Raw genomic sequence first — 24,140 nt, 5'->3', positions numbered from 1 at the left:
CCTACTGTCGAGCAAAACTCGTTTCATTTTGCGTTTCTAATAACGACACTTATGTAAAAAAGGCCCCCACACCGAAGCCAAGTGCGGGGGCCTTTTTTTTGGCTACGGAAACCAATCCCCCCTAGAGTGGCCTACCGGCTCCCGGCACTCTGGTTTTACAAGGAAAAGCGGAAAAATTTATTTGATTTTTAAACAAAACCCCTGATTTCGAAAGAAACCAGGAGTTTGTGATTTTCGGATTCTGAAAAAGACTGTGAGTATTAAATCACGCGCCCGGCGCATCCATGTGGCGCCCTATGACATCCAGCAAATCGCATCCGTCTCGCAGAGGGATTGAGCAGAGCAATGCAAAATCGCTCAGAACAACGGCATCACTGCTGATTTCACTGCGTAGTGCGAGGTTCTCCAGGACTTGGGTGACGGCGCGAAGTCGATATGTCGCGGCATCGAGCAGTATCTGCAGAGGCACGGTAGTGTCGACAAAAAGGGCAGGGGTGGCGCTGTCGTTGCTGGTAAGTGCTATGTATTGGTTCATGAATTAAGTCCGTTCACTTAGTAGAAGGTCCGCCACACATTTGTCGCCAAACAAATGGTGGCAGCTGTACGCGGGTTGGCGAACCGGGACAAGAACGGACAAAGACCGGCAGACCCAAGGGTCTCCCACGCACAGCTACCATTGAGCAGCTTATTGCGTGCAGGGCCGACCCGCAAATTAGCCGGGAGGCTTTCTGCCATCTTGTAGTCGAGTCGCCAAACCCGATCGCCATTTCAGCGACCGAGGGACTATAGGCTGGGTGGTTTTGAAGTGGGAGAGTGGCGCTTCTGAGTGACTTGTAGGAAGTTGCTCAAATCTATTGTTGCTGCGCAATAGATCACCCCCTCAATGCCTATGCCGATGATGCACATCCGGAAAATGCGCATGGCTGTGCCTCAGCGGACTGTGCACATGCACATGGCTATGGGGTTCCGCCGGATCCCACTCAAACCCGTGCTCATGCTGATGATGTTCATCATGCACATGCCGATGCCCGTGTTCCGTCGCGTCATGCTGATGATCATGGGCATGTCGTTCCGTCAGGTGCAGCCAAACCCCCACGGCCATCAGCGCTGAGGCAATCCAGAACGCCAGCGTCACTGACTCACCCAACAACAGCACCGCAATCGCAGCACCCAGGAACGGCGCGGTCGAAAAATACGCCCCCGTGCGTGCACTGCCCAGTCCGCGTAACGCCAACACGAACATCACCAGGCTGATGCCGTAGCCCAGAAAACCCACCAGCAAGATAGGCGCCAGCTGCGCCATGCCCGGAATCTGCGCCCCGAGATAAAGCGCCAACCCGCCATTCACCAGCCCCGCAATCAACCCCTTGGCCCCGGCGATAAACAGCGCGTCCGATGCAGACACCTTGCGTGTCAGGTTGTTATCGATCCCCCAGCACAGGCACGCCACGGCAACCGCCAGCGGCCCCGTCCAGTCATGGCTGGTGCCACCGCCGTCGGCCCCCGACAGCACCACGCCGCCCAGCACGATGGCGATCATCCCCAGGACGATGCGACGGTCGGCGTTTTCCCTGAACACGACCCAGGCGATAACGGCGGTCAGCACCGATTCCAGGTTGAGCATCAGGGAGGCGGTTGCGCCGGCGGTGCGGCTCAAGCCGAACATCAACGCGACGGGCCCGAGGATGCCGCCGAATGCGATGGCGCCGAGCAGCCAGGGCCATTCCGAAGGGGTTAGCCCGGAGGGTTTCCAGCCGCGATCACGAATAACGCGCACACCCGCGAGGCCGACGCCACTGCCAAGATAGAGCAGGCCGGCGAGCAGCACGGGCGAGAGGCCCAGGCCGAGGTGCTTGGCGAGCGGGGTGCTGGCGCCGAACAGGGCGGCGGCGGCGAGTGCGTAGAAGATACTGAGGTTCATGGGCCATCCTCGAAAGGTTGGCCCATGATACGTCGTGGGCTCAGGTTAAAGCTTGGGCGATTTGGGCAACGTCATCTTCAGGCTTGCACATACACCCACGCCGTCAGCCCGGACGCCAACGTCACAGCCATGCGCTTGTAGTCCGCCACTTCATACGCATCCGCCGCCGCCAGTTCCTGCTCGGAAATCTGAAACACCATCCCCTCAATACGCGCCCCCGCCTCGGTGGTAGGTTGCACAATCGGGTGATGGGTCTTGCCACTGCTGGCCAGTACCTGCGGGTCGCTGATTTCTACCCAGCTTTGCGCGTAGCCCAGCATTGCATCGTGTCGGCCCGCCAGTTCCCGCCCGAAGTTGGCCAGTTGCACGGTTTTGTCCTGCAATGTGCCGTAGGAAAACAACAGCACAGAGTGTTCAGTGGAGCGTTCCATTTCTGTTCCTTTAACGGTCAGGCGAGTAAGTCTTCATAGAAGGCACCGTAGGGCTTGGTCGGGTGGGCGATCTGGATTTCCAGGATCCACAGCCCTGCATTCGGGTAGTGCTCGAAGTCACCCAGGTCGCCGCCACGATGGATGGCGTGGGGGAAGTCGCTGACGCGATGGCCCTTGATGTCCAGGTTCAGTTGCCAGCCCATGGCCTGGGCTTGTTGTTCGGCGTAGCGGTAAAGCTCCAGGCCGACGACCTGGTCGTTTTTCCAGCGCGCTTGCACGCGGTCGAACAGCGTCTTGGCGGCGTGGGCGCAGGCAATCATGTCCGCGTCGTTGCCGGTGGCGAAGGTCGCGCCGGCATCGCCTTCGTGGCCTTGCCACACGGCGCCCATGTCGATGAAGAAGATGTCGTTGTCACCCAGCACCGGGTCGCCATCGGAGCGCTGCTTGAAGGTCTTGAGGGTGTTGGCGCCGAAGCGCACCAGCAGCGGGTGCCAGATGCGTTGCATGTCGAGCTCGGCAAGCACGTGCTTGCCCAATTCGCGCGCTTCGGATTCCAGCATGCCGGGGCGGATGTGCTGGGCGAGGTGGTCGATGGCTTGCCAGGTCATGGCCTGGGCATAGCGCATGGATTCAATGCTGTAGGCGGCGCCCACGGCTTCTTTGGGTTGTGCGGACACCGGTCTCTCCTTGGGTAACGTTATGCCATTTACTATATAGCGATGAATGCAACGCGCCCAAGTAAAATTGCTAGATATGCAGCCAGGCCAGGCTACCTAGCACCACCGCCACACCCGCCGCCGCATAGGACATGCGCTTCAACCATTCCCTTCTCGTCAACAACGTAATCGCCGCCAGCGAAATCGCGATCTGAATCGCGGTCATCGCCTGGGCCCAGCGATGATGCTGGTGCAAGGCCTGCTCGGATTTTTCATCCCATTCCTTTGAGGTCGCTTCCAGTTTTTCCGCTTGCTTGCGTACCTCTTCCTTCTGGCTTTTGTAGCGCTCGATCTCATCCTTGTAATGGGCGGCATCCACACCGGGAATATGGGTCGCGAGTTCCGCCAGGTTCTGTCGGCTGGACTTGGCCTGGTAGTAGTTCCATTGGTTGGCGGCGTCGGTCTTGATGATGGCCGCGTTGTTCTTGTCCATCGCCGCCTCACTCTCGGTGGAGCCGGCCTGGTAGCTGAGCATGGCGCCGAGGGTGGCCATCAGCGCGGTCATGACGGCGATGCGGCTGGCGAAACTGTCACCACGGGCGTGGGCATGTTCGGTGGTGTGTTCGAGGTGTTTTTCGTGGGGGCTGGGGACTTCGAAGGCTTCGGACATGGGGGCGCGCCGGTGAAGGGACTGAGGGAGTCTGATTCTTTACCAGTGAAGCTGTCTCAAGCCTGTACGTAATGCTGCAAACCCTGCACCAGGGCGTCGAACATCACTCGGCAGCGCGGGCTGTTGCGCAGGTCTTCGTGCATGGTGACCCAGGTGTCCATCTTGAACGCAAAGGCATCCGGCAGAACGCGCAGCAGGCGTGGGTCGCGCTTGGCCAGTTGCACCTGGCAGCCGCCAATGCCGGCACCGGCGCGAATCAGCGCCAGTTGTGCCAGGTCGCTGTCGCTGCTGAGGGCAAACGCGCTGCGCTCGAAGCCAGGAATAGCCAGGCTGCGGATAAACGCGGTTTCCTGGTCGAAGCCGATCACCGAGTGCGCCGCCAGTTCTTGCAGGTGCTGCGGGATACCGTGCTGTTGCAGGTAGTCGTCGCGGGCGTGCAAGCCCACTTCGATCAGGCCGATACGCCGTGCCAGCAGTTGTTCCTGGCTCGGGCGGACCATGCGCACGGCGATGTCGGCTTCCAGTTGCAGCAGGTCGCTCAGGCGGTTGGTCAGGATCAGTTCGACCTTGAGGTGGGGATGTTGCTGGCGCAATTGGCTGAGGATCGGCGGCAGTACCTCAACGCCGACCACTTCACTGGCAGACACCCGCACTACGCCGCGTACTTCATCGCCTTGTGAAGAGGCGGCGCGCTCGAGGGCGGCGGCGGTACGCGCCATGGTTTCGGCGTGGGCGCGCAGCGTGTGGGCGACCGCCGTCGGCAACAAACCGGTCGGTGAGCGGGTAAACAGCACAACGCCCAGCGCCGTTTCCAGGGCGGCAATATGCCGACCGACCGTGGGCTGCGTGATGCCGAGCTGCCGTGCGGCCCCCGACAACGAGCCCTCCTTGAGTACACCGAGGAAGGTTCGGTAAAGCTCCCAACCGATAGTCAATGCCATGCATAAATGTATAGCGGCTGGATGCTCTTGGGCAATTTATCTATAGCGTGCCGGCGCTCAGGATGACCCCATCAACTCAGTGCGGGAGGCAGGGCATGGACAAGGTATTGGTACTCGGCGCGACCGGTGGGATCGGCGGTGAAGTGGCACGCCAGTTATTTGCCAAAGGGTGGCAGGTCATAGCGCTGACGCGGGAGGTGGACAAGGCCCGTCGCCACAGCAGCAATTTCACCTGGGTACAGGGTGATGCGATGAACCGTTCGGATGTGCTCGCGGCGGCCAAAGGGTGTTCTGTGATCGTGCATGGAGTGAATCCGCCCGGTTATCGCCGCTGGGCCGAGCTGGTGTTGCCGATGCTGGATAACAGCATTGCCGCGGCGATCGCAGAAGGGGCGACCATTGTGTTGCCGGGCACCGTCTATAACTATGGGCCGGATGTTTTCCCACGGGTTGGCGAAGATTCGCCCCAGCACCCGCACACGCGCAAAGGTGCGATTCGCGTCGAGATGGAGCGGCACCTGCTGGACGCATCGCGTAACGGTGCGCGGGTGCTGATTGTGCGGGCCGGGGACTTTTTCGGCCCCAAGGCGGCCAACAGCTGGTTTTCCCAAGGCCTGGTCAAACCGGGCAAACCGGTGGGCACGGTGAGTTACCCGGGCGCGCCGGGTATGGCGCACCAGTGGGCCTACCTGCCGGACGTGGCACGCACGATGGTCCAGTTGCTGGCGCGTCGCGAAAGCCTGGAACCGTTTGCGCGTTTTCATATGGCCGGGTATGTGGACACCGATGGCACCCAGATGGTTGAGGCCATCCGCCGAGTCGTCCAACGCAGGACGGGCACCACACCCCGCGTGGGCGCGTTCCCCTGGTGGCTGCTGAAGCTGGTTGCGCCTTTTGTCGTCACCTTCCGCGAACTGCAGGAGATGCGTTACCTGTGGCAAACCCCGCTGCTCCTGGACAATTGTCGGCTCCTGCAAGCCCTGGGCAGTGAACCCCATACGCCGCTGGATGAGGCGGTGGAGGCCACGCTGGTCGGCATGGGCAACCTGGCTACTGCGGCAAACCCCGCGGCTGCCTGATCAAGCGCACATACACCGCGATATTGATCACCAGCACCAACGCGCCCAGGCCCAGCTGGATCTGTGGCGTCAGCCCGGCCGGGTAGATCAGCGTGAGGATGTAATGCTCGATAAACCCACCGCCATAACCGTCCTGCCCGGCGAGGTGGCGAAACAGGTTTTCCCAGCGGGTCAGCGGGCAGGGCAGGTGGAACACTTCGACCGCTACGCCCCATGCAGCGGCGGGCAGGTGCAGCCAGATAACCGGACGCCATCTCAGGGCCAGCAGCCCACCAAACAGTACGAACAGGATGAAACACAGGTGGAACAGCACGAGGCTGTCTGCGGCTAGACGATAGAGCATTGCGCGCGCATCGAAAGGAGGGGGCGCACAGTCTAAAGGGTTGCTAGCGGGCAAGCGTGGCCGTTATTGTGCTGAATCCATTTAGTCCTTCCTCCAGGGTTTGTAGTGATGAATGCACCGCGTACGGCAGTCGGTCCGATCAAGGCCGTGATTTTCGATATGGACGGGTTATTGCTGGATACGGAAGGCATCTACACCGAAGTCACGCAGATCATCGCTGAACGCTACGGACGAACCTACGACTGGGGCATCAAGCAGCACATCATCGGGCGCGGCGCCCAGGATTTGGCCGACTATGTGGTCAAGGCACTGGACCTGCCAATTACCCCGGCTGAATTCCTCGAGATTCGCGAGCCGTTGATGAGCGAGCGCTTTCCCAAGGCCTTGGGCATGCCTGGCGCGGAGGCGCTGGTGCGGCACTTGAAGGCGCACAACATACCGATTGCGGTGGGCACCAGTTCGTCGCGCAATTCGTTTGGCCACAAGACCACCCTGCACCGCGAGTGGTTTGGTTTGTTCGACACCATCGTCACCGCTGACGACCCGGAAGTTGGCGCCGCCAAGCCGGCGCCGGACATCTTCCTCACCGCGGCGCGCCGCCTGGGCGTTGCGCCCGAGGATTGCCTGGTGTTCGAAGACTCGCCGTTTGGTGTGACGGCGGCGAAGGCCGCCCATATGACCGCCATCGCCGTGCCCGATGAAGCCATGGCCGACAGCAAGTACCAGCATGCCGACCAGATCATCCGCAAGCTTGCGGACTTCGACCTGGCGGCCTATGGCCTGCCGCCCATCTCCTGAACCAACAAGGTCAACCTGTGGGAGGGGGCAAGCCGCTCCCACATTGCTTAAGCGCTGAACCCACCATCGATAGTCAGGCTGGCACCGGTGATATACCCCGCTTCCGGCCCGGCCAGATACGCCACGAAACTGGCAATCTCTTCCACGTGCCCGTAACGACCCACCGCCATCAACCCGATCAGGCTCTCGGCAAAATCACTGTTTGCCGGGTTCATATCGGTGTCCACCGGCCCAGGCTGCACGTTATTGATCGTGATGCCACGCGGCCCAAGATCCCGCGCCAGGCCCTTGGTCAAACCGACCAGCGCCGCCTTGCTCATTGCGTACGGGCCACCACCGCCAAACGGCATACGTTCGGCATTGGTGCTGCCGATGTTGATCACCCGGCCACCTTCACCCATATGCCTGGCGGCTTCCTGGGTGGCGATAAACACGCTGCGCACGTTGATCGCCAGGGTCTGGTCGAAGTCTTCCAGCTTGAAGTCTTCCAGCGGTGCGATGGCCAGCACGCCGGCGTTATTCACCAGGATGTCCAGGCGGCCAAAGGCTTCCACGGTGGCGTTGACTGCGTTGCGGATCGCAGTGGCATCGGCGCTGTCGGCGTGAATCGCCAGGGCTTTGCCGCCTTCGCTGATCACGCTGTGCTGCAGGGCTTCAGCCTTGGCTGCCGAGCTGACGTAGGTAAAGGCAACGGCTGCACCCTGTGCTGCCAGGCGCTTGACGATGGCGGCGCCGATGCCGCGGGAACCGCCTTGAATCAAGGCGACTTTGCCGCTGAGGTTGTGTGTGGTCATGTCGATCTCCTGGTTATTCAAGGCGCAATGCCTTGTTGTTGGAGCCGAGTATCGACCTCGCTCGCCGCTGCCGGTAGATCGTGATTGCTATAGTCTGTGTAAACCAAAAGTTTAGAGTGGGGCGACATGGAAAGCTTTGGCAGTATCGAATGCTTTGTGCGCAGCGCTGAAGGTGGCAGCTTTGCCGAGGCCGCCCGGCACCTGAGCCTGACCCCGGCAGCGGTCGGCAAAAGCGTCGCCAAGCTCGAAGCACGCCTCGGCGTGCGGCTGTTCCAGCGCAGCACCCGGCGCCTGGCCCTGACCGAAGCCGGCAAGCTGTTCCTGGCCGAAGTCAGCGGCAGCCTCACCACCATCCAGAATGCCGTGGCTAACCTGGCCAGCGCCGAAGGGCGGCCGGTGGGCACGCTCAAGGTCAGCATGGGCACGGTGTTTGGCAATCGCTACGTGGTGCCGTTGCTGGGGGCGTTCATGGCGCGCTTTCCGGATATCAGCCCGGACTGGCATTTCGACAACCGCCAGGTGGACCTGATCGGCCAGGGCTTCGATGCCGCCATCGGTGGCGGTTTTGAGCTGCCTCAAGGGGTGGTGGCGCGCAAGCTGGCGCCGGCGCATCGGGTGCTGGTGGCCTCGCCGGATTACCTGGCGCAGCGCCCGCCGGTGCGCGAGCCCGAAGACTTGTCGCGCTGCAAGGGCATTCTGATCCGCTCGCCGCAAACCGGGCGTATCCGTTCCTGGCAGTTGACCAGTGTCGAACGTGAACACCGCCCGCTGGTGCTCAAGCCCGGCATGACCATGAGCGACTCCGAAGCCGCCTGCTGCGCCAGTGCCCAAGGCCTGGGGATGGCGCTGGTGAGCATGCCCATGGCCGTGCCGTTCCTCGACAGTGGCGCGGTGGTGCGCGTGTTGCCCGGCTGGTGTGTCGACGACGGCAATATTTCCATCTACTACGCCGAGCACAAACTGCTGCCCGGCAAGACCCGGGCATTTGTGGATTTCATCATCGAGCAGTTTGCCGAGAGGAAGCTGGGCCAGAGGTTCAGCGCAATCTGAAAGCAGGTGCCGGTCAGCGGCCGAACCGAGTCGGCCAGCCAATCACCTGCTTCGGCCGTGGCGTCGCGTAAGTGCGGATCTTCGACGTCGACAACCCCAGCCGCACCAGGGATTCGGCAATGGTCACCGCCGCCGTCACCCCATCCACCACCGGCACGCCGGTGCGCTGGCGAATCTGCTCATCCAGCCCGGCCATGCCGCCGCAACCCAGGCAGATCACTTCGGCCTTGTCCTCGCGAATGGCCAGTTCCGCCTGGCGCACGATGGCTTCCATGGCGGCCAGCGGGTCCTCTTCCAGTTCCAGCACCGCCATGCCGCTGGCGCGCACCGAGGCGCAGCGCTGGTACAGGCCGGCGAGTTTCAGGCGGTCTTCGATCAGCGGCACGGTGCGGTCCAGGGTGGTGACCACGGAGTAGGCGTGGCCCAGGAACATTGCGGTGCTGGCCGCCGCTTCGGTGATGTCCACCACCGGCACATTCAGCAACTCCTGCAAGCCTTCCCGGCCGTGCTCGCCGTAGCCGGCCTGGATCACCGCATCGAACGGTTGGTCGTAGGCCATCACCCGGTCCATCACGGCGATGGCGGCCAGATAGCTTTCAAAGTTGCCCTCCACCGATTCCGCGCCGAAGTAGGGCGTGAGCCCGACAATCTCGGTGCCCGGCGAGGCCACGGACCGCGCCTGTTGAGCGATGGTTTCAGTGATGGATTCGGTGGTGTTGACGTTGACCACGAGGATGCGCATGGAAGGTCCTTACTCAGTGACTGACGTTATCGACGGCAATGCTTTCGCCGCTGACATCGGCGTAGAACGGCTGGCGCTTGGCGATCAGCAGGTACAGCAACCCTGCAATACCGGCGCCAAACAACCAGGAAAACGGTGAGACGCTGGCAAAACCGGGCAACAGCGCCAGCAGGATGGCGATCACGGCTGCAGGAATAAACGCCGCCACGGCACGCATATTCACCCCGCGGCTGTAGTAATAAACGCCATTCGGGTTTTCGCTATACAGCTGCGGCACGTCCACCTGGCTTTTACGAATCAGCCAGTAATCGACCATGATCACCCCGTACAGCGGCCCCAGCAGCGCGCCCAGGCCGGAGAGGAAATACACGATCACCAACGGGCTGTTGTAGAGGTTCCATGGCAGGATCAGTACGGCCACGGTGGCGCTGATCAAGCCGGCGCGGCGGAAGTTCAGGTATTTGGGGGCCAGGTTGCTCAGCACAAAGGCCGGCGCGACGAAGTTGGCCATGATGTTCACCGCCACGGTGACGATCAGGAACGCCAGGCAGCCCAGCACGAGAAAGAAGGTATTGGGGATGGCGGCGATGATTTCAGTCGGGCTTTCGATCACCCGGCCATTGAGTTGGAATTGACCGCCGCACAGCAGCACGGTGATGGCCGCGAACACCAGGATATTCACCGGCAGGCCCCAAAAATTGCCGACCAGGATGGTCTTGCGGCACGGCGAAGAGCGCGCGAAGTCGCAGAAGTTGAGGATCAGCGTGCCATAGATCGCCAGCCACAACGCGCCACCGGCAAAGATATTGCGCCACATCTCGCCGCCGCTCAGCGGTTCGCGGATCGACCAGGCGATGTTGCCGCCGGCCTGGAAGTACATCCAACCGGCCAGCGCCGCCACCGTCAGCAAAATCACCGGCCCGGCGAAGCCTTCATAGCGGCGCACCATCTCCATGCCATAGGCCAGGATCACCAGTTGCACGAACCAGATCGCCACGAAACAGGCCCAACCCAGGGTCGATAATCCCAGGATCGAGTTGTGGTCATAGCCGGCAAAGCCCGGATGAATCGCCGTCAGCAGTACGCGGAAAACTACCGACGCCAGGTACGTCTGGATACCGAACCAGGCAATCGCGATTACGGCGCGGATCAACGCCGGTATCTGCGCGCCGTGAATGCCGAAGCTGATGCGGCTGATCACCGGAAACGGCACGCCGGTCTTCTGGCCCATATACCCCGACAGGTTCATGAAGAAGTACACCAGCGCCGCGCCGATGCCCAGGGACAACAGGATCTGCCAGCCGCCCAGGCCCAGCGCATAGAGGCCGATGGCGAACGAATAGTTGGCGATGTTGTGCACGTCATTGGTCCACAGCGCGAAGATGCTGTAGCGCCCCCAACGTCGGCCTTCGACCTTGGTGGGCGCCAGGTCCTTGTTGTGCAGGCGCGGGCTGAGCACCAGGGGGCCGGGGCTCGCGGCGTCCGGGTTCAGGGCGGAGGAGGGTAGATCCAGTGCGATGTTATTCGGGAGGCTTGTACGCATTCCGGCAGGCTCCAGCGCATCTGCTGAGGCGCTGCAGATGGCAAAGTGTATGTAGGTTTTGTATTTATTGTATACAAAGAGTATTTCACCTTAAGCCACATGCGTGCCAGCTTTGGATCTATGAAAGTCCTGGGTAATTTCGTTTTTATAGGTTGGTTGAATAACTGGCTGAATTTGAAGAAATATAAATTGACCGATTGAACAGCTATTTATTTTTGGACTGTCAGCCTGTGATTCACCAGGCCAACCAAGGGGAGGGGAGAGGTGTTACGTTATGGTGCGGATGAAGAAAAATTGCACACATAAATGGCACCGATGGTTACATCTATGTGTACATCTCTGACATTCAACACAAGACAAAATGTGGGAGGGGGGCAAGTCGAATCGTCGCCCCGCCCCTCCACATTTTCTAATCGCGTCCGCCCTTAGGCCTTGCTGATGATATTCCCGGCATGCAGCCCGCATTCCTTCTGCGTGGCTTCTTCCCACCACCAGCGCCCTTCGCGCTCGTGCTGGTTCGGCAGCACGGGCCGGGTGCACGGCTCACAGCCGATGCTGATAAAGCCGCGCTCATGCAGGCTGTTGTACGGCAGCTCCAGCATGCGGATGTAACCCCAGATCTCCTCGCTGGTCATCTGCGCCAGCGGGTTGAACTTGTACAGGGTGCGTTCCGGGGTGGAGAAGGCCGTGTCGATTTCCAGCGCCGCCACCTGGCTGCGGGTGCCGGGGCTCTGGTCGCGGCGCTGGCCGGTGGCCCAGGCGCTGACGCCGGAAAGCTTGCGGCGCAGCGGTTCGATCTTGCGCACGCCGCAGCATTCGCCATGGCCGTCCTTGTAGAAGCTGAACAGGCCTTTTTCCTTGACGAAGGGTTCCAGCTTGCTCTGGTCCGGCGAGATCAGTTCGATATCGATCTTGTAGAAGTCGCGCACCTGCTCGATAAACCGGTAGGTCTCCGGGTGCAGGCGGCCGGTGTCGAGGCTGAACACCTTGACGTTCTTGTTCAGCTTCCAGGCCATGTCCACCAGCACCACATCCTCGGCGCCGCTGAAGGAAATCCACAGGTCATCACCGAACTGGCTGAACGCCAGCTTGAGAATGTCCTGGGCAGACTTGTTGGCATAAGTCGTGGCGAGTTCAACGACGTCGAAGGCTTGGTTCATCAGGACGGTTCCTACAGTTCAATGGCGCTGAGCGCTCTATAGGGGAGCGATGGTATCAAAATCCGCCCTGCGTTGCGGCGGCGGGCTTGAATCGCTAGAGTTCGGCAGTCCTTTTGCTCGCTCAACTAACAACATCCAATGGGAGTGTCTTGTGGAAATTGCCTGTCTCGACCTGGAAGGGGTGCTGGTGCCGGAAATCTGGATCGCCTTCGCCGAAAAAACCGGTATTGAATCCCTGCGGGCCACCACTCGGGACATTCCCGACTACGACGTGCTGATGAAGCAGCGCCTGCGCATCCTCGACGAACACGGGCTCAAGCTCGCCGACATCCAGGAAGTGATCGCCACCCTCAAGCCGTTGGACGGCGCCATCGAGTTCGTCAACTGGCTGCGCGAGCGCTTCCAGGTGGTGATCCTGTCCGACACCTTCTACGAATTCTCCCAGCCGCTGATGCGCCAGCTGGGCTTCCCGACCTTGTTGTGCCACCGTCTCATCACCGACGAAAACGACCGCGTGGTCAGCTATCAACTGCGCCAGAAAGACCCCAAGCGCCAGTCGGTATTGGCGTTCAAGACCCTCTACTACCGCGTGATCGCCGCGGGCGACTCCTACAACGACACCACCATGTTGGGCGAGGCCGACCGTGGGATTCTGTTCCATGCGCCGGACAATGTGATTCGAGAGTTCCCGCAATTCCCGGCGGTGCATACGTTTGAGGATTTGAAGAAAGAGTTCATCAGGGCGTCGAATCGGCCGTTGAACCTGTAATTTCTTTCGGTCCGGCTGATGGCCCTATCGGGGGCTTGCTCCCGATGGGGAAAGTAGCGCCACTACCCATGTTTCTGTCAGCTCCCTGCAAGCAACCGCTCATAAGGAATACTCAAGCCTTCATGCAGCCGCTTGATCATCGACAGGCTCAGCTTTCGCTTGTGGTTCAGCACCTCTGACACCCGTCCGCTGGTGCCGATAAATGGCTCCAGGTCGCGGGCAGTCATGCCCAGTTGCTCCATGCGAAATTTAATGGCTTCCACCGGATCGGAAGGTGGCATTGGGTAATGTTCGGCTTCGTACTTCTCAATGAGTACTGCAAGAATTTCCAGCTCATCGCCTTCAGTCGAGCCGATGTCCGCTCCCCAGAGCTGCTGTACCCGCGCGAGTGCAGCAGTGAGGTCTTCCTGGGAGTGTATGGGTTTGATGTTCATTACACGGTCTCCGCGTTGATCTGGTCGTACTGCCCATGAGTCCCTACGAACCGTATGAACCCAAGCTGTCGCTGGTAATCGATCGCCATGATCACTCGATATTTGTTGCCGCCCACGTTGAATACAACCCTGCCACCTTTGAGAATGCTCGCGGTCCTGAGCGCTGCCTTGAGTGCTTGTGGCGTCGGGTAAATGGCCTTTTCCATATGGCGATACAGTTCTATAAGCGGTGCCTTTGCATCGATATAGGCGGGTTGGCTTTCCCAGAATATTCGTAAGGTCGAGAGGGCGATTATCCGCATCGCTGCAACCTCCCAATTTGGGAGATGATAGGCGCGGTTGAGAGGGGGCGCAATCTCGGAAATATTTCCTGACGGGTAGGCAGTCGCTTCATGTGATCCTTCACAGACGGCGGGTGGACGGTTGAAGCCGGACGCTATCTTCTGACGTTCAACTACGTCTACTGCGGTTCTGATTCAGGTTTTTTCTACTGCTCGGCGCTGCGTCTGAGAACCAGGAAGGCACTGTGCGCTACAGGCTTTCCAGCGTTTGTAACAACACCCGCACCTTCGTCAGCGACTCCTGGTACTCCGCCTCCCACTGCGAATCCGCCACGATCCCACCGCCGCCCCAACAGCACACCTGGCCATCCTTGACCAGCAAACTGCGGATGGCGATGGAGCTGTCCATCTCGCCGCGCACATCCAGGTACACCAGCGAACCGCAGTACAGCCCACGGCGTGTGGGCTCCAGTTCGTCGATGATCTGCATCGCGCGGATCTTCGGCGCACCGGTGATCGAGCCACCAGGGAAGCTGCCGGCGATCAGGTCGAGGGCATCTTTATCGTCGGCCAACTCGCCGGTCACGCTGCTGACCAGGTGGTGCACATTGGGGTAGCTTTCCAGGCTGAACAATTCCGGCACATTGACCGAGCCGGTGCGGCACGTGCGGCCGAGGTCGTTGCGCAGCAGGTCGACGATCATCAGGTTCTCGGCGCGGTCCTTGGGGCTGGCCAGCAGTTCGGCGGCATTCGCCGCGTCTTCTTCCGGCGTAAGGCCGCGGGGGCGGGTGCCTTTGATCGGGCGGGTCTCGACGTGGCGCTCGCTGATGCGCACGAAACGCTCCGGCGACAGGCTCAGCACCGCGCCGTCGTCGGGCAGGCGCTGGAACCCGGAAAACGGCGTCGGGCAGGCTTCGCGCAGGGCGCAATAGGCTGCCCAGGGATCACCGATGCATGGCGCGCGGAAACGCTGGGCGAAGTTGACCTGGTAGCAGTCGCCCGCCTGGATGTAATCCTGGATACGCACGATGGCTTGGCGGTAGGTCTCGGCGCTGAGGTCGGGGGCCATCGGGCCCTGGAGTTTGAACGTCGCAGAGGTGTCGACCGTCCCATGGCTGAACAACGCGATCAGCCGTTGCCGTTCGCTGTCTGCCAGCGACGGGTGAAACACCAGTTGGCTGCTCTGGGCCTGGTGGTCACTGATCAGCGCCCAGGCGTACAGCCCGAAGCGCGCGTCCGGCAGGTGCAGGTCATCCACCGCCAGGTGCGGCATGGGCTCCAGGTGCCGACCGAAGTCGTAGCTCAGGTAGCCGATCAAGCCACCGGCGAACGGCAACTGCAAACCGGCGGGGATTGCGGCTTCACCCAATCGCGTCAGGTTTTCTCGCAGGCGTTGCAGGAAAGCGGCGCCGCTTTCGTCAGGCGCTACCGTCAAGGTTGCGTCGGGCCAGGCGCTGAGCAGGTCGTAACGCCCACGCTCGGCCGCCGGGCGGCCGCTGTCGAGCAGTACCGCGCCGGGAGCGTGACGAATCGCCGCAAAATACTCGGCGGGGTTGGCCCGGTAGGGCAATGGGTGTACGGAGCAGGTCGACATGCGGGGTTGGATCAGCCAATGGCGCGGGGGGAGAGGGATTGTAGTCCCCCGTAGGATTTGCTCCTAGAGGGGATGTCGGGGATAGACAGTTCGAAGACTGGATCAGCCTTCCACGGGCGGAATATGCCCGAACATCTCCTGCACGAACTTCACCCGTTCTTCCGGGGTTTCCGTTACGCCGGCGGCTTTCAGTTCTTCCAGTCGCGCCTCCACCGCATGGGTGCGCAAGGTCAGGCCGCAGTCGTTGGCGATCTGGATATTCAGCCCCGGCCGCGCATTCAGCTCCAGGATCAGCGGGCCCTTTTCCTGGTCGAGCACCATGTCCACGCCGATATACCCCAGCCCGCACAGCTCGTAGCAGCCGGCCGCAAGCTTCATGAACCCGTCCCAGTTGGGCAGTTGCACACCGTCCACCGCGTTGGTGGTGTCGGGGTGCTTGGTGATGATGTTGTTCAGCCAGGTACCGCGCAGGGTCAGGCCGGTGGCGAGGTCGACGCCCACGCCGATCGCGCCTTGGTGCAGGTTGGCCTTGCCGCCCGACTGGCGGGTCGGCAAGCGCAGCATCGCCATCACCGGGTAGCCCATCAGCACGATGATGCGGATATCCGGTACGCCTTCGTAGCTGATGCTCTTGAAGATCTGGTCAGGCACCACGCGGTACTCGATCAGCGCACGGTCGCGGTGGCCACCCAGGGAGTACAGGCCGGTGAGGATGCTGGAAATCTGGTGCTCGATCTCTTCATGGCTGATGATCTTGCCCGACACCGTGCGGTAGCGCCCCTCGAAACGGTCCGCCACCACCAGGATGCCGTCGCCGCCGGCACCCTGGGCCGGCTTGATCACGAAGTCGCTGCGCCCGCCAATGATCTCGTCGAGCTTGTCGATTTCCTTCTCGGTGGAGATCACCCCGTACATTTCCGGCACATGGATGCCGGCGGCGATGGCCCGCTCCTTGGTGATGATCTTGTCATCCACGATCGGGTACAGGCTGCGCTTGTTGTACTTGAGCACGTAGTCGGCATTGCGCCGGTTGATGCCCATGATCCCCCGCGCTTCCAGGGCCTTCCAGGTCTTCCAGAAGCCGAACATTACGAGTCAGCCTTGAGGAAGGCCTTGAAGCGCACCAGCTCGGTCAGGCGGTAGCCACGATAGCGCCCCATTGCCAGCATGAAGCCCACCAGGATCAGCAGGATCGCCGGGAAGGTAAAGACGAAGTAGATCAGCTCCGGCACGCTCATGATGATGTGCGCCAGGGACGCGGCGAACAGCGTACCAATCGCGACTTTCATGGCATGGCTGGCGCCGCGCTCTTCCCAGGTGATGGACAGGCGTTCGATGGTCATGGTCAGGATCACCATCGGGAACAGCGCCACCGACAGCCCGCGCTCCAGCCCCAGCTTGTGGCTGAACAGGCTGATGGCGGCGATCAATACCACCACGAAGGTCAGCACTACCGACAACCTCGGCAGCATCTGCAGCTTCAGATGTTCCAGGTACGACCTGAGGGACAGGCCCAGCGCGGTGATAATCGTGAACAGCACAATCCCGAAGCCCAGCTGCGTCTCGCGGAACGCCAGGGCAATCAGCACCGGGGTAAAGGTGCCGAGGGTCTGCAGGCCGATCAGGTTGCGCAGGATCAGGATCACCAGCACCCCAATCGGGATCATCACCATGATCATGAAGGTCTGCTGGGTTTGCAGCGGCAGGCCGTACAGCGAGTATTCGAGGAAGTTGGCGTCGGTGTTCTCGTCGGTCAGCTTGGCCAGGCGAATGGCGTTCATTTCGCTGTTATTGAGGCTGAAGGTGACCATGGCTTTCTTGCCGCCATCGACGGTGATCAGGTTTTCATCGCCGGTCCACCACAGCAGGCGGTCGGCGGGCAGGCCCTGTTCGCCGGTTTCCGGGTTGAAGTACAGCCAGTCGTTGCCATTGAAGCTGCGCAGCCACAATTCCGGGGTTTGCGGCTGGTCGGCCACCAGGCGGATGGTGTGGACCTTTTCCACCGGCACGTGGGCGATGGACAGCAGCAGCTCGACGATCTTGGCCTTGTGCGGCGTCGACGGGTCGCCGGCCAGCAACAGCTTCACGTTGTCGTCGTTGAGGTTGTTGGTGCGCTTGATGGCTTCGGTGATAAAGGTCTCGACGTCGGCCGAATGCTGGCGGATCGGCGCCAGCAGGGCTTCGGCGGCAATTTTTTCCGGGCCTTCCACGGCAATACTGTCGCGGAAGGTCGGGCCCTTGATCTTGGTTTTTTCGCCGCTGTAGCGCTTGGTCAGCACCAGGCGGTAATACAGGGTCTGGTTGCCCTTGGCGCGGCGTGCCGACCAGGTGACCTTGCGGTTGCCGTCGATGCGGTTGACGCTCACCCCGTAGTTATTCGAGATAAAGCTCTCATTGAGGCTGACGAAGTCGCGGCTCAAGGGCGGCACGAACATCTGGATCTTCACCGGGTCCTTGGGGTTGGCGACGAACTCGACCTTGGCGTCGATGTTCCACAGGTCGTCGGTGGCGTCCTCGGTGACGGGAATGCCCAGCACGAAGATCTGGTAGGCGGTGACCGAAATACCCAACACCACCAGGATGGCGATCAGGATTCTCAGGTGCAGGGTTAGAGCGCGCATTCGGTTTACTCGGCGGTATGAGCGTCGGCGGCGCAGGCGGGTTTGCCTGCTGCGTATTTAAGACTGGGGTCGACCAGCGCATCAAAGCGTTTCAACGCTTCGGAGCCGATCAGCAGCGGGTATTGGAAAGCGCTGCGGTCAGTCAAGTTCACTTCGATGCTGCGTAAAGCGGTGCCCATGCAGATATCCAGGGCAATCACAGGACGGGCGGTGTAGTTCTTGTCCTCATCGGGGTCGTAGTCGCCGGCGCGACGCTTGATTTTGCTGACGCGGGCCAGGGGGCGTTCGATGGGATGGGAATGGGCGGTGTCGATGGCCAGGTAGAAGCGCACCCAGGATTCGCCGTTGCGCTTGAAACGCTTGATATCACGGGCGCTGAGGGAGGCGGTCTTGGCGCCGGTGTCGAGCTTGGCGGCTACTTCCAGGTCGATGCCGGCCAATTGCGCGTATTCATTGAGGCCATACACGGTCTTCTCGGCGGCAGCGCCAAGGCTCGGTATGGACAATAGGCAAAACAACAGGGGGAAGGGCTTGAGTCTCATAGATCCTGAGGCGGTGCAGTGCGATGTTCAATTCAAGGCGACTGGCATTGCTGCGCAAGCTCCCTTCGTGCGCCGTTTCATCAAGTGATGTCAGGCAAATGCGGCGGGCATTCTAACATGATGCTTTTCTGGCGCCAGCGCTGGCAGCCGGCCATGCCTTGAGGGGATACAGCCGGGATTATTAGACGATTGTCGACAATATCGATTTATTCTTTGACTGGTCGCGGTTTATTGGCTAGTTTTTGCCGCATTGCTTTCAAAGGTGTCGACAATATGCTGGGTCAATCAGAAGCTCCGATAATGGCGTCGGACGAATCCCAAACGATGTCCGAGAACGTCTTCCGACGCATCCAGGCCGCCATCGTCAAGGGTGAGATCGCGCCCGGCAGCAAGATTTCCGAGCCGGAACTGGCCCGCACCTACGGCATCAGCCGTGGCCCGCTGCGCGAGGCGATCCACCGCCTGGAAGGCCAGCGCCTGCTGGTGCGCGTGCCCCATGTGGGCGCCCGGGTCGTGTCCTTGAGCCACGCCGAGCTGGTTGAACTGTATGAAATCCGCGAGTCCCTGGAAGGCATGGCCTGTCGCCTGGCCGCCGAGCGCATGACCGACGCGGAAATCGAAGAATTGCGCCAGGTGCTGCACACCCATGAGCGCGACGCCGCGTTCCAGGCGGGTGTCGGCTATTACCAGCAGGAAGGCGACTTCGATTTTCATTACCGGATCATTCAAGGTGCGGGCAACCGCACGCTCACCCAGATGCTCTGCGGCGAGCTGTACCAGCTGGTGCGCATGTACCGCATCCAGTTCTCCGCCACCCCCAATCGTCCACGCCAGGCCTTTGCCGAGCATCACCGCATTCTTGATGCGATTGCCGATCGCGACGGTGAACTGGCCGAGTTGTTGATGCGCCGGCATATCGGTGCTTCCAAACGCAATATTGCCCGTCATTTCCCAGGCGGCGCCCCTGATAGAGGTGAGTCATGAGTTCGAACAACAAAAGCACACCCGGCCAGCGTTTCCGTGACGCAGTCGCCAGCGAGCACCCCTTGCAGGTGGTCGGTGCGATCAACGCCAACCATGCGCTGCTGGCCAAGCGCGCCGGCTTCAAGGCGATCTACCTGTCGGGTGGCGGGGTGGCGGCCGGTTCCCTCGGCGTGCCGGACCTGGGCATCACCGGCCTGGATGACGTACTCACCGACGTGCGCCGTATCACCGACGTCTGCGACCTGCCGCTGCTGGTGGACGTGGACACCGGCTTCGGCTCCTCGGCGTTCAACGTCGCGCGCACGGTCAAATCGATGATCAAGTTCGGCGCGGCCGCCATCCATATCGAAGACCAGGTCGGCGCCAAGCGCTGCGGCCATCGTCCGAACAAAGAGATCGTGTCCCAGCAGGAAATGGTCGACCGCATCAAGGCCGCCGTGGACGCGCGCACCGATGACAGCTTCGTGATCATGGCGCGCACCGACGCGCTGGCCGTGGAAGGCCTGGAGTCCGCCCTGGAGCGTGCCGCCGCCTGCATCGAAGCCGGCGCCGACATGGTGTTCCCGGAAGCCATCACTGAACTGGAAATGTACAAACTGTTCGCCGCCCGTGTGAAGGCGCCGATCCTGGCCAACATCACCGAGTTCGGCGCCACGCCGCTGTACACCACCGAACAGTTGAAATCTGCCGATGTTTCCATCGTGCTGTACCCGCTGTCGGCCTTCCGTGCCATGAACAAGGCCGCCGAGAACGTCTACACCGCGATCCGTCGCGACGGCACTCAACAGAACGTGATCGACACCATGCAAACCCGCATGGAGCTTTACGATCGCATCGACTACCACACCTTCGAGCAGAAGCTTGACGCGCTGTTCGCCGCGAAAAAGTGACGAACACGCCTCCCTGAATAACGACAAAATTGGAGAACAACCATGGCTGAAGCAAAAGTACTGAGTGGTGCCGGCCTGCGTGGCCAGGTCGCCGGGCAGACCGCACTGTCCACCGTGGGCCAGGCCGGAGCCGGCTTGACTTATCGTGGCTACGACGTGCGCGAACTGGCTGCCGATGCACAGTTTGAAGAGGTCGCTTATCTGCTGCTGTACGGCGAACTGCCGACCCAGGCCGAACTGGCCGCCTACAGCGCCAGGCTGAGCAAATTGCGTGATCTGCCGCAGGCGCTGAAAGAAGTGCTCGAACGCATCCCCGCCGACGCCCACCCGATGGACGTGATGCGCACCGGTTGCTCGTTCCTCGGTAACATCGAGCCGGAAAAAGACTTCAGCGTGCAACGCGACGTGACCGACCGCCTGCTCGCCGCATTCCCGGCGATCATGTGCTACTGGTACCGCTTCAGCCACGACGGCAAGCGCATCGACTGCGTGACCGACGAGCCGAGCATCGGCGGCCACTTCCTGCACCTGCTGCACGGCAAGAAGCCGAGCGAACTGCATGAAAAAGTCATGAACGTGTCGTTGATCCTCTACGCCGAGCACGAGTTCAACGCCTCGACCTTCACCGCGCGGGTGTGTGCCTCGACCCTGTCCGACCTGTATTCCTGCGTCACCGCCGCCATCGGTTCCCTGCGCGGCCCGCTGCACGGCGGCGCCAACGAAGCGGCGATGGAAATGATCGAGCGTTTCGGTTCGGCAGAGGAAGCTGTCGAAGGCACCCTCGGCATGCTGGCCCGCAAGGACAAGATCATGGGCTTCGGCCACGCGATCTACAAAGACAACGACCCGCGCAATGAAGTGATCAAGGGCTGGTCGAAAAAACTCGCTGACGAAGTGGGCGACACCGTGCTGTTCCCGGTCTCCGAGGCCATCGACAAGACCATGTGGGAACAGAAAAAACTGTTCCCCAACGCCGATTTCTACCATGCCTCGGCGTACCACTTCATGGGCATCCCGACCAAGCTGTTCACGCCGATCTTCGTCTGCTCGCGGCTTACCGGCTGGGCCGCGCATGTGTTCGAACAGCGCGCCAACAACCGCATCATCCGTCCAAGCGCCGAGTACACCGGCGTCGAACAGCGCAAGTTCGTGCCAATCGAACGTCGCTGAAGACCGACGATCCCAGGACTGGAATGAGGTCAAAGTGTGGGAGGGGGCAAGCTCCCTCCCACATTTTGAGCGCATTCCAGCCCCGGATCAGCCGGCTTTGTTTGCAATCACCGTGACCGAGTCCTGACGATGAACACTGAATTTCGCAAACCACTCCCCGGCAGCCGCCTGGATTACTTCGACGCCCGCGCGGCTGTCGATGCAATCAGCCCCGGCGCCTATGCCACGTTGCCCTACACCTCTCGTGTGCTCGCCGAGAACCTGGTGCGCCGCTGCGACCCGGCCACCCTCAACGCATCCCTGAGCCAGTTGATCGAACGCAAACGCGACCTCGACTTCCCCTGGTTCCCGGCCCGCGTGGTGTGCCACGACATTCTTGGCCAGACCGCCCTGGTCGACCTCGCCGGCCTGCGTGACGCCATCGCCCTGCAAGGCGGCGACCCGGCCCAGGTCAACCCGGTGGTCCCGACCCAGTTGATCGTCGACCACTCCCTGGCCGTCGAAGCCGGTGGTTTCGACCCGGACGCGTTCGAGAAAAACCGCGCCATCGAAGACCGTCGCAACGAAGACCGCTTCCACTTTATCGAGTGGACCAAAAAGGCCTTCAAGAACGTCGACGTGATCCCGCCGGGCAACGGCATCATGCACCAGATCAACCTGGAGAAAATGTCCCCGGTGGTCCAGGTGCGTGACGGTGTGGCCTTCCCGGATACCTGTGTCGGCACCGACAGCCATACCCCCCACGTCGATGCATTGGGCGTGATCGCCATTGGCGTCGGCGGCCTTGAAGCCGAAAGCGTCATGCTCGGCCGCGCGTCGTGGATGCGCCTGCCGGAAAGTGTCGGTGTCGAATTGACCGGCCAGCTGCTGCCGGGCATCACCGCCACCGATATGGTGCTGGCCCTGACCGAGTTCCTGCGCCAACAGAAAGTGGTCGGCGCCTGGCTGGAGTTCTTCGGTGAAGGCGCGTCCAAACTGACCCTCGGCGACCGCGCGACCATCTCCAACATGGCCCCGGAATACGGCGCCACGGCGGCCATGTTTTATATCGACCAGCAGACCATCGCCTACCTGAAACTCACCGGCCGCGAAGACGAGCAAGTCGCCCTGGTCGAACAATACGCCCGCCACACCGGCCTGTGGGCAGACGATCTCAAAGGCGCGCAATACGAGCGTGGCCTCACCTTCGACCTGTCCAGTGTGGTGCGCAACATGGCTGGCCCGAGCAACCCGCACGCCCGCGTCGCCACCCGCGACCTGGCCGCCAAGGGCATCTCCGGCCAGTGGGATGAAGTGCCGGGGCAAATGCCCGACGGCGCGGTGATCATCGCCGCCATCACCAGTTGCACCAACACCAGTAACCCGCGCAACGTGATCGCCGCCGGGCTGCTGGCGCGCAACGCCAACAGGTTTGGGCTGGCGCGCAAGCCGTGGGTCAAGTCGTCCCTGGCGCCGGGTTCGAAAACCGTGGCCATGTACCTGGAAGACGCCGGCCTGGGCCATGAGCTGGAAAAGCTCGGCTTTGGCGTGGTGGCGTTTGCCTGCACCACCTGCAACGGCATGTCCGGCGCGCTAGACCCGGCGATCCAGCAAGAGATCATCGACCGCGACCTGTACGCCACCGCCGTGCTCTCGGGCAACCGCAACTTCGACGGGCGTATCCACCCGTACGCCAAGCAGGCGTTCCTGGCTTCGCCGCCGCTGGTGGTGGCCTATGCGATTGCCGGCACCATCCGTTTCGACATCGAGAAGGACGTGCTCGGCCTCGACGCCGACGGCAAGGAAATCCGCCTGCAGGACATCTGGCCGAGCGACGAAGAAATCGACGCGGTGGTCAAGGCGTCGGTCAAGCCGGAGCAGTTCCGCGCGGTGTATATCCCGATGTTCGCGATCCACGAAGACACCGGCCCGAAAGTCGCGCCGCTGTACGACTGGCGCCCGCAGAGCACCTATATCCGTCGCCCACCGTACTGGGAAGGCGCGCTGGCCGGTGCGCGGCCGCTCAAGGGTATGCGCCCGCTGGCGGTGCTGCCGGACAACATCACCACCGATCACCTGTCGCCGTCCAACGCGATCATGCTCGACAGCGCCGCCGGCGAATACCTGGCGAAAATGGGCCTGCCGGAAGTCGACTTCAACTCCTACGCCACCCACCGTGGCGACCACCTGACCGCCCAGCGCGCGACGTTCGCCAACCCGAAACTGTTCAACGAAATGGTGCGGGAGAACGGCAAGGTCAAGCAGGGCTCCCTGGCGCGGATCGAACCGGAAGGACAGGTCACGCGGATGTGGGAAGCCATCGAAACCTACATGGAGCGCAAGCAGCCGCTGATCATCATTGCCGGCGCCGACTACGGCCAGGGCTCGTCCCGCGACTGGGCCGCCAAGGGCGTGCGCCTGGCGGGTGTGGAAGCGATTGCCGCCGAGGGTTTCGAGCGCATCCACCGCACCAACCTGGTGGGCATGGGCGTGTTGCCCCTGGAGTTTCTGCCGGGCACCGACCGTCACACCTTGCAGATTGACGGCAGCGAAACCTACGACGTGATCGGCCAACGCACCCCGCGTGCGCAGTTGACGCTGGTGATCAATCGCAAGGATGGCGAACGTGTCGAGGTGCCGGTGACGTGCCGCCTGGACACCGCCGAAGAAGTGTCGATCTACGAGGCCGGCGGCGTATTGCAACGTTTTGCCCAGGATTTCCTGGAATCGGCGACCACCGCCTGAAGA

25 protein-coding genes are annotated in these 24,140 nt (G+C 61.5%); 8 read left to right on the top strand and 17 right to left on the bottom strand.

The window, feature by feature from the left end; genetic code table 11:
- Window positions 1-265: 265 nt before the first annotated feature.
- The 6 genes from NIBR502773_RS07885 to NIBR502773_RS07855 form a co-directional block, all read right to left on the bottom strand.
- Window positions 266-535 carry a short-chain dehydrogenase gene (locus NIBR502773_RS07885; protein WP_131699714.1) on the bottom strand — a complete coding sequence of 90 codons (270 nt, stop codon included), beginning with the start codon at window positions 533-535 and terminating at the stop codon, window positions 266-268.
- 345 nt (window positions 536-880) lie between these two features.
- Window positions 881-1,921, bottom strand: a complete 1,041-nt coding sequence (locus NIBR502773_RS07875; RefSeq protein ID WP_141155792.1) for an EamA family transporter — start codon at window positions 1,919-1,921, stop codon at window positions 881-883.
- Between the two features lie 77 nt (window positions 1,922-1,998).
- On the bottom strand, window positions 1,999-2,352 hold the full coding sequence (locus NIBR502773_RS07870) for a gamma-glutamylcyclotransferase family protein (RefSeq protein ID WP_141155791.1): 354 nt from the start codon (window positions 2,350-2,352) through the stop codon (window positions 1,999-2,001).
- A 17-nt stretch (window positions 2,353-2,369) separates the two neighbouring features.
- Window positions 2,370-3,029: a M24 family metallopeptidase gene (locus tag NIBR502773_RS07865; RefSeq protein WP_141155790.1), complete on the bottom strand. Its 660-nt coding sequence runs from the start codon at window positions 3,027-3,029 to the stop codon at window positions 2,370-2,372.
- Between the two features lie 70 nt (window positions 3,030-3,099).
- On the bottom strand, window positions 3,100-3,678 hold the full coding sequence (locus tag NIBR502773_RS07860; protein ID WP_027603653.1) for a DUF4337 domain-containing protein: 579 nt from the start codon (window positions 3,676-3,678) through the stop codon (window positions 3,100-3,102).
- Between the two features lie 56 nt (window positions 3,679-3,734).
- Window positions 3,735-4,619 carry a LysR family transcriptional regulator gene (locus NIBR502773_RS07855; RefSeq protein ID WP_141155789.1) on the bottom strand — a complete coding sequence of 295 codons (885 nt, stop codon included), beginning with the start codon at window positions 4,617-4,619 and terminating at the stop codon, window positions 3,735-3,737.
- Window positions 4,620-4,714: 95 nt separating this feature from the next.
- On the opposite strand from NIBR502773_RS07855, the gene NIBR502773_RS07850 reads away from it, so the two are divergent.
- Window positions 4,715-5,698, top strand: a complete 984-nt coding sequence (locus NIBR502773_RS07850) for an SDR family oxidoreductase (RefSeq protein WP_141155788.1) — start codon at window positions 4,715-4,717, stop codon at window positions 5,696-5,698.
- On the opposite strand, the gene NIBR502773_RS07845 is transcribed toward NIBR502773_RS07850, so the two are convergent.
- Window positions 5,670-6,041, bottom strand: coding sequence for a DUF2784 domain-containing protein (locus NIBR502773_RS07845; RefSeq protein ID WP_141155787.1), 372 nt, complete (start codon window positions 6,039-6,041; stop codon window positions 5,670-5,672). The two genes, NIBR502773_RS07850 and NIBR502773_RS07845, sit on opposite strands and share 29 nt — an antisense overlap.
- A gap of 108 nt (window positions 6,042-6,149) precedes the next feature.
- Between NIBR502773_RS07845 and NIBR502773_RS07840 the strand changes: the two genes are divergently transcribed.
- Entirely contained in the window at window positions 6,150-6,839 is a 690-nt protein-coding gene (locus tag NIBR502773_RS07840) for an HAD-IA family hydrolase (RefSeq protein ID WP_053132697.1), read from the top strand.
- A 47-nt stretch (window positions 6,840-6,886) separates the two neighbouring features.
- On the opposite strand, the gene NIBR502773_RS07835 is transcribed toward NIBR502773_RS07840, so the two are convergent.
- Window positions 6,887-7,633 carry a 3-oxoacyl-ACP reductase family protein gene (locus tag NIBR502773_RS07835; RefSeq protein WP_027603657.1) on the bottom strand — a complete coding sequence of 249 codons (747 nt, stop codon included), beginning with the start codon at window positions 7,631-7,633 and terminating at the stop codon, window positions 6,887-6,889.
- A gap of 126 nt (window positions 7,634-7,759) precedes the next feature.
- On the opposite strand from NIBR502773_RS07835, the gene NIBR502773_RS07830 reads away from it, so the two are divergent.
- Window positions 7,760-8,683 (top strand): LysR family transcriptional regulator, encoded by a 924-nt coding sequence (locus NIBR502773_RS07830; RefSeq protein ID WP_141155786.1) that lies wholly within the window; start codon window positions 7,760-7,762, stop codon window positions 8,681-8,683.
- 13 nt (window positions 8,684-8,696) lie between these two features.
- Here NIBR502773_RS07830 and NIBR502773_RS07825 read toward each other — a convergent pair whose 3' ends face one another.
- From NIBR502773_RS07825 to NIBR502773_RS07815, 3 genes are all read right to left on the bottom strand, one after another.
- The gene (locus NIBR502773_RS07825; protein WP_027603659.1) at window positions 8,697-9,425 is read right to left on the bottom strand and encodes an aspartate/glutamate racemase family protein; all 729 of its coding nucleotides are present in this window, start codon (window positions 9,423-9,425) and stop codon (window positions 8,697-8,699) included.
- Between the two features lie 13 nt (window positions 9,426-9,438).
- Entirely contained in the window at window positions 9,439-10,968 is a 1,530-nt protein-coding gene (locus tag NIBR502773_RS07820; protein ID WP_141155785.1) for an NCS1 family nucleobase:cation symporter-1, read from the bottom strand.
- A 425-nt stretch (window positions 10,969-11,393) separates the two neighbouring features.
- Complete coding sequence (locus NIBR502773_RS07815) at window positions 11,394-12,128, bottom strand: phosphoadenylyl-sulfate reductase (RefSeq protein ID WP_027603661.1); 735 nt, start codon at window positions 12,126-12,128, stop codon at window positions 11,394-11,396.
- A 151-nt stretch (window positions 12,129-12,279) separates the two neighbouring features.
- On the opposite strand from NIBR502773_RS07815, the gene thrH reads away from it, so the two are divergent.
- A complete protein-coding gene (gene thrH, locus NIBR502773_RS07810; protein WP_115489104.1) occupies window positions 12,280-12,897 on the top strand; it encodes a bifunctional phosphoserine phosphatase/homoserine phosphotransferase ThrH in 618 nt (205 codons plus the stop codon).
- Window positions 12,898-12,974: 77 nt separating this feature from the next.
- Here the strand turns inward: thrH and NIBR502773_RS07805 are convergent, their stop codons facing one another.
- From NIBR502773_RS07805 to NIBR502773_RS07780, 6 genes are all read right to left on the bottom strand, one after another.
- Entirely contained in the window at window positions 12,975-13,331 is a 357-nt protein-coding gene (locus tag NIBR502773_RS07805; protein WP_092486821.1) for a type II toxin-antitoxin system HigA family antitoxin, read from the bottom strand.
- Window positions 13,331-13,633, bottom strand: coding sequence for a type II toxin-antitoxin system HigB family toxin (locus tag NIBR502773_RS07800; RefSeq protein ID WP_115489105.1), 303 nt, complete (start codon window positions 13,631-13,633; stop codon window positions 13,331-13,333). The genes NIBR502773_RS07805 and NIBR502773_RS07800 overlap by 1 nt, the downstream gene beginning before the upstream one ends.
- A 229-nt stretch (window positions 13,634-13,862) precedes the next feature.
- On the bottom strand, window positions 13,863-15,206 hold the full coding sequence (gene pabB, locus NIBR502773_RS07795; RefSeq protein ID WP_115489106.1) for an aminodeoxychorismate synthase component I: 1,344 nt from the start codon (window positions 15,204-15,206) through the stop codon (window positions 13,863-13,865).
- Between the two features lie 102 nt (window positions 15,207-15,308).
- Window positions 15,309-16,295 carry an alpha-L-glutamate ligase-like protein gene (locus NIBR502773_RS07790; protein WP_027603666.1) on the bottom strand — a complete coding sequence of 329 codons (987 nt, stop codon included), beginning with the start codon at window positions 16,293-16,295 and terminating at the stop codon, window positions 15,309-15,311.
- Window positions 16,295-17,827 carry an inactive transglutaminase family protein gene (locus NIBR502773_RS07785; RefSeq protein WP_027603667.1) on the bottom strand — a complete coding sequence of 511 codons (1,533 nt, stop codon included), beginning with the start codon at window positions 17,825-17,827 and terminating at the stop codon, window positions 16,295-16,297. Before NIBR502773_RS07785 ends, NIBR502773_RS07790 begins: the two co-directional genes overlap by 1 nt.
- 5 nt (window positions 17,828-17,832) lie before the next feature.
- Window positions 17,833-18,369 (bottom strand): ATP-dependent zinc protease, encoded by a 537-nt coding sequence (locus NIBR502773_RS07780; protein WP_027603668.1) that lies wholly within the window; start codon window positions 18,367-18,369, stop codon window positions 17,833-17,835.
- 273 nt (window positions 18,370-18,642) lie between these two features.
- Here NIBR502773_RS07780 and NIBR502773_RS07775 point away from each other — a divergent pair, with 273 nt between their 5' ends.
- The 4 genes from NIBR502773_RS07775 to acnD all read left to right on the top strand — a co-directional run bounded on the left by NIBR502773_RS07775 (window position 18,643) and on the right by acnD (window position 24,137).
- Window positions 18,643-19,353, top strand: a complete 711-nt coding sequence (locus NIBR502773_RS07775; protein ID WP_027603669.1) for a GntR family transcriptional regulator — start codon at window positions 18,643-18,645, stop codon at window positions 19,351-19,353.
- Window positions 19,350-20,243: a methylisocitrate lyase gene (gene prpB, locus NIBR502773_RS07770; RefSeq protein WP_027603670.1), complete on the top strand. Its 894-nt coding sequence runs from the start codon at window positions 19,350-19,352 to the stop codon at window positions 20,241-20,243. Before NIBR502773_RS07775 ends, prpB begins: the two co-directional genes overlap by 4 nt.
- Before the next feature lie 42 nt (window positions 20,244-20,285).
- Complete coding sequence (gene prpC, locus NIBR502773_RS07765; RefSeq protein ID WP_131699698.1) at window positions 20,286-21,413, top strand: 2-methylcitrate synthase; 1,128 nt, start codon at window positions 20,286-20,288, stop codon at window positions 21,411-21,413.
- Window positions 21,414-21,542: 129 nt separating this feature from the next.
- Window positions 21,543-24,137 carry a Fe/S-dependent 2-methylisocitrate dehydratase AcnD gene (gene acnD, locus NIBR502773_RS07760; RefSeq protein WP_141155784.1) on the top strand — a complete coding sequence of 865 codons (2,595 nt, stop codon included), beginning with the start codon at window positions 21,543-21,545 and terminating at the stop codon, window positions 24,135-24,137.
- The last annotated feature ends 3 nt before the right edge of the window (window positions 24,138-24,140 follow it).

Origin of the sequence: Pseudomonas sp. NIBRBAC000502773, from assembly GCF_006517195.1 — a bacterium.
Classification (GTDB): domain Bacteria; phylum Pseudomonadota; class Gammaproteobacteria; order Pseudomonadales; family Pseudomonadaceae; genus Aquipseudomonas; species Aquipseudomonas marginalis.
This window is presented reverse-complemented; position numbering and strand designations above follow the sequence as displayed.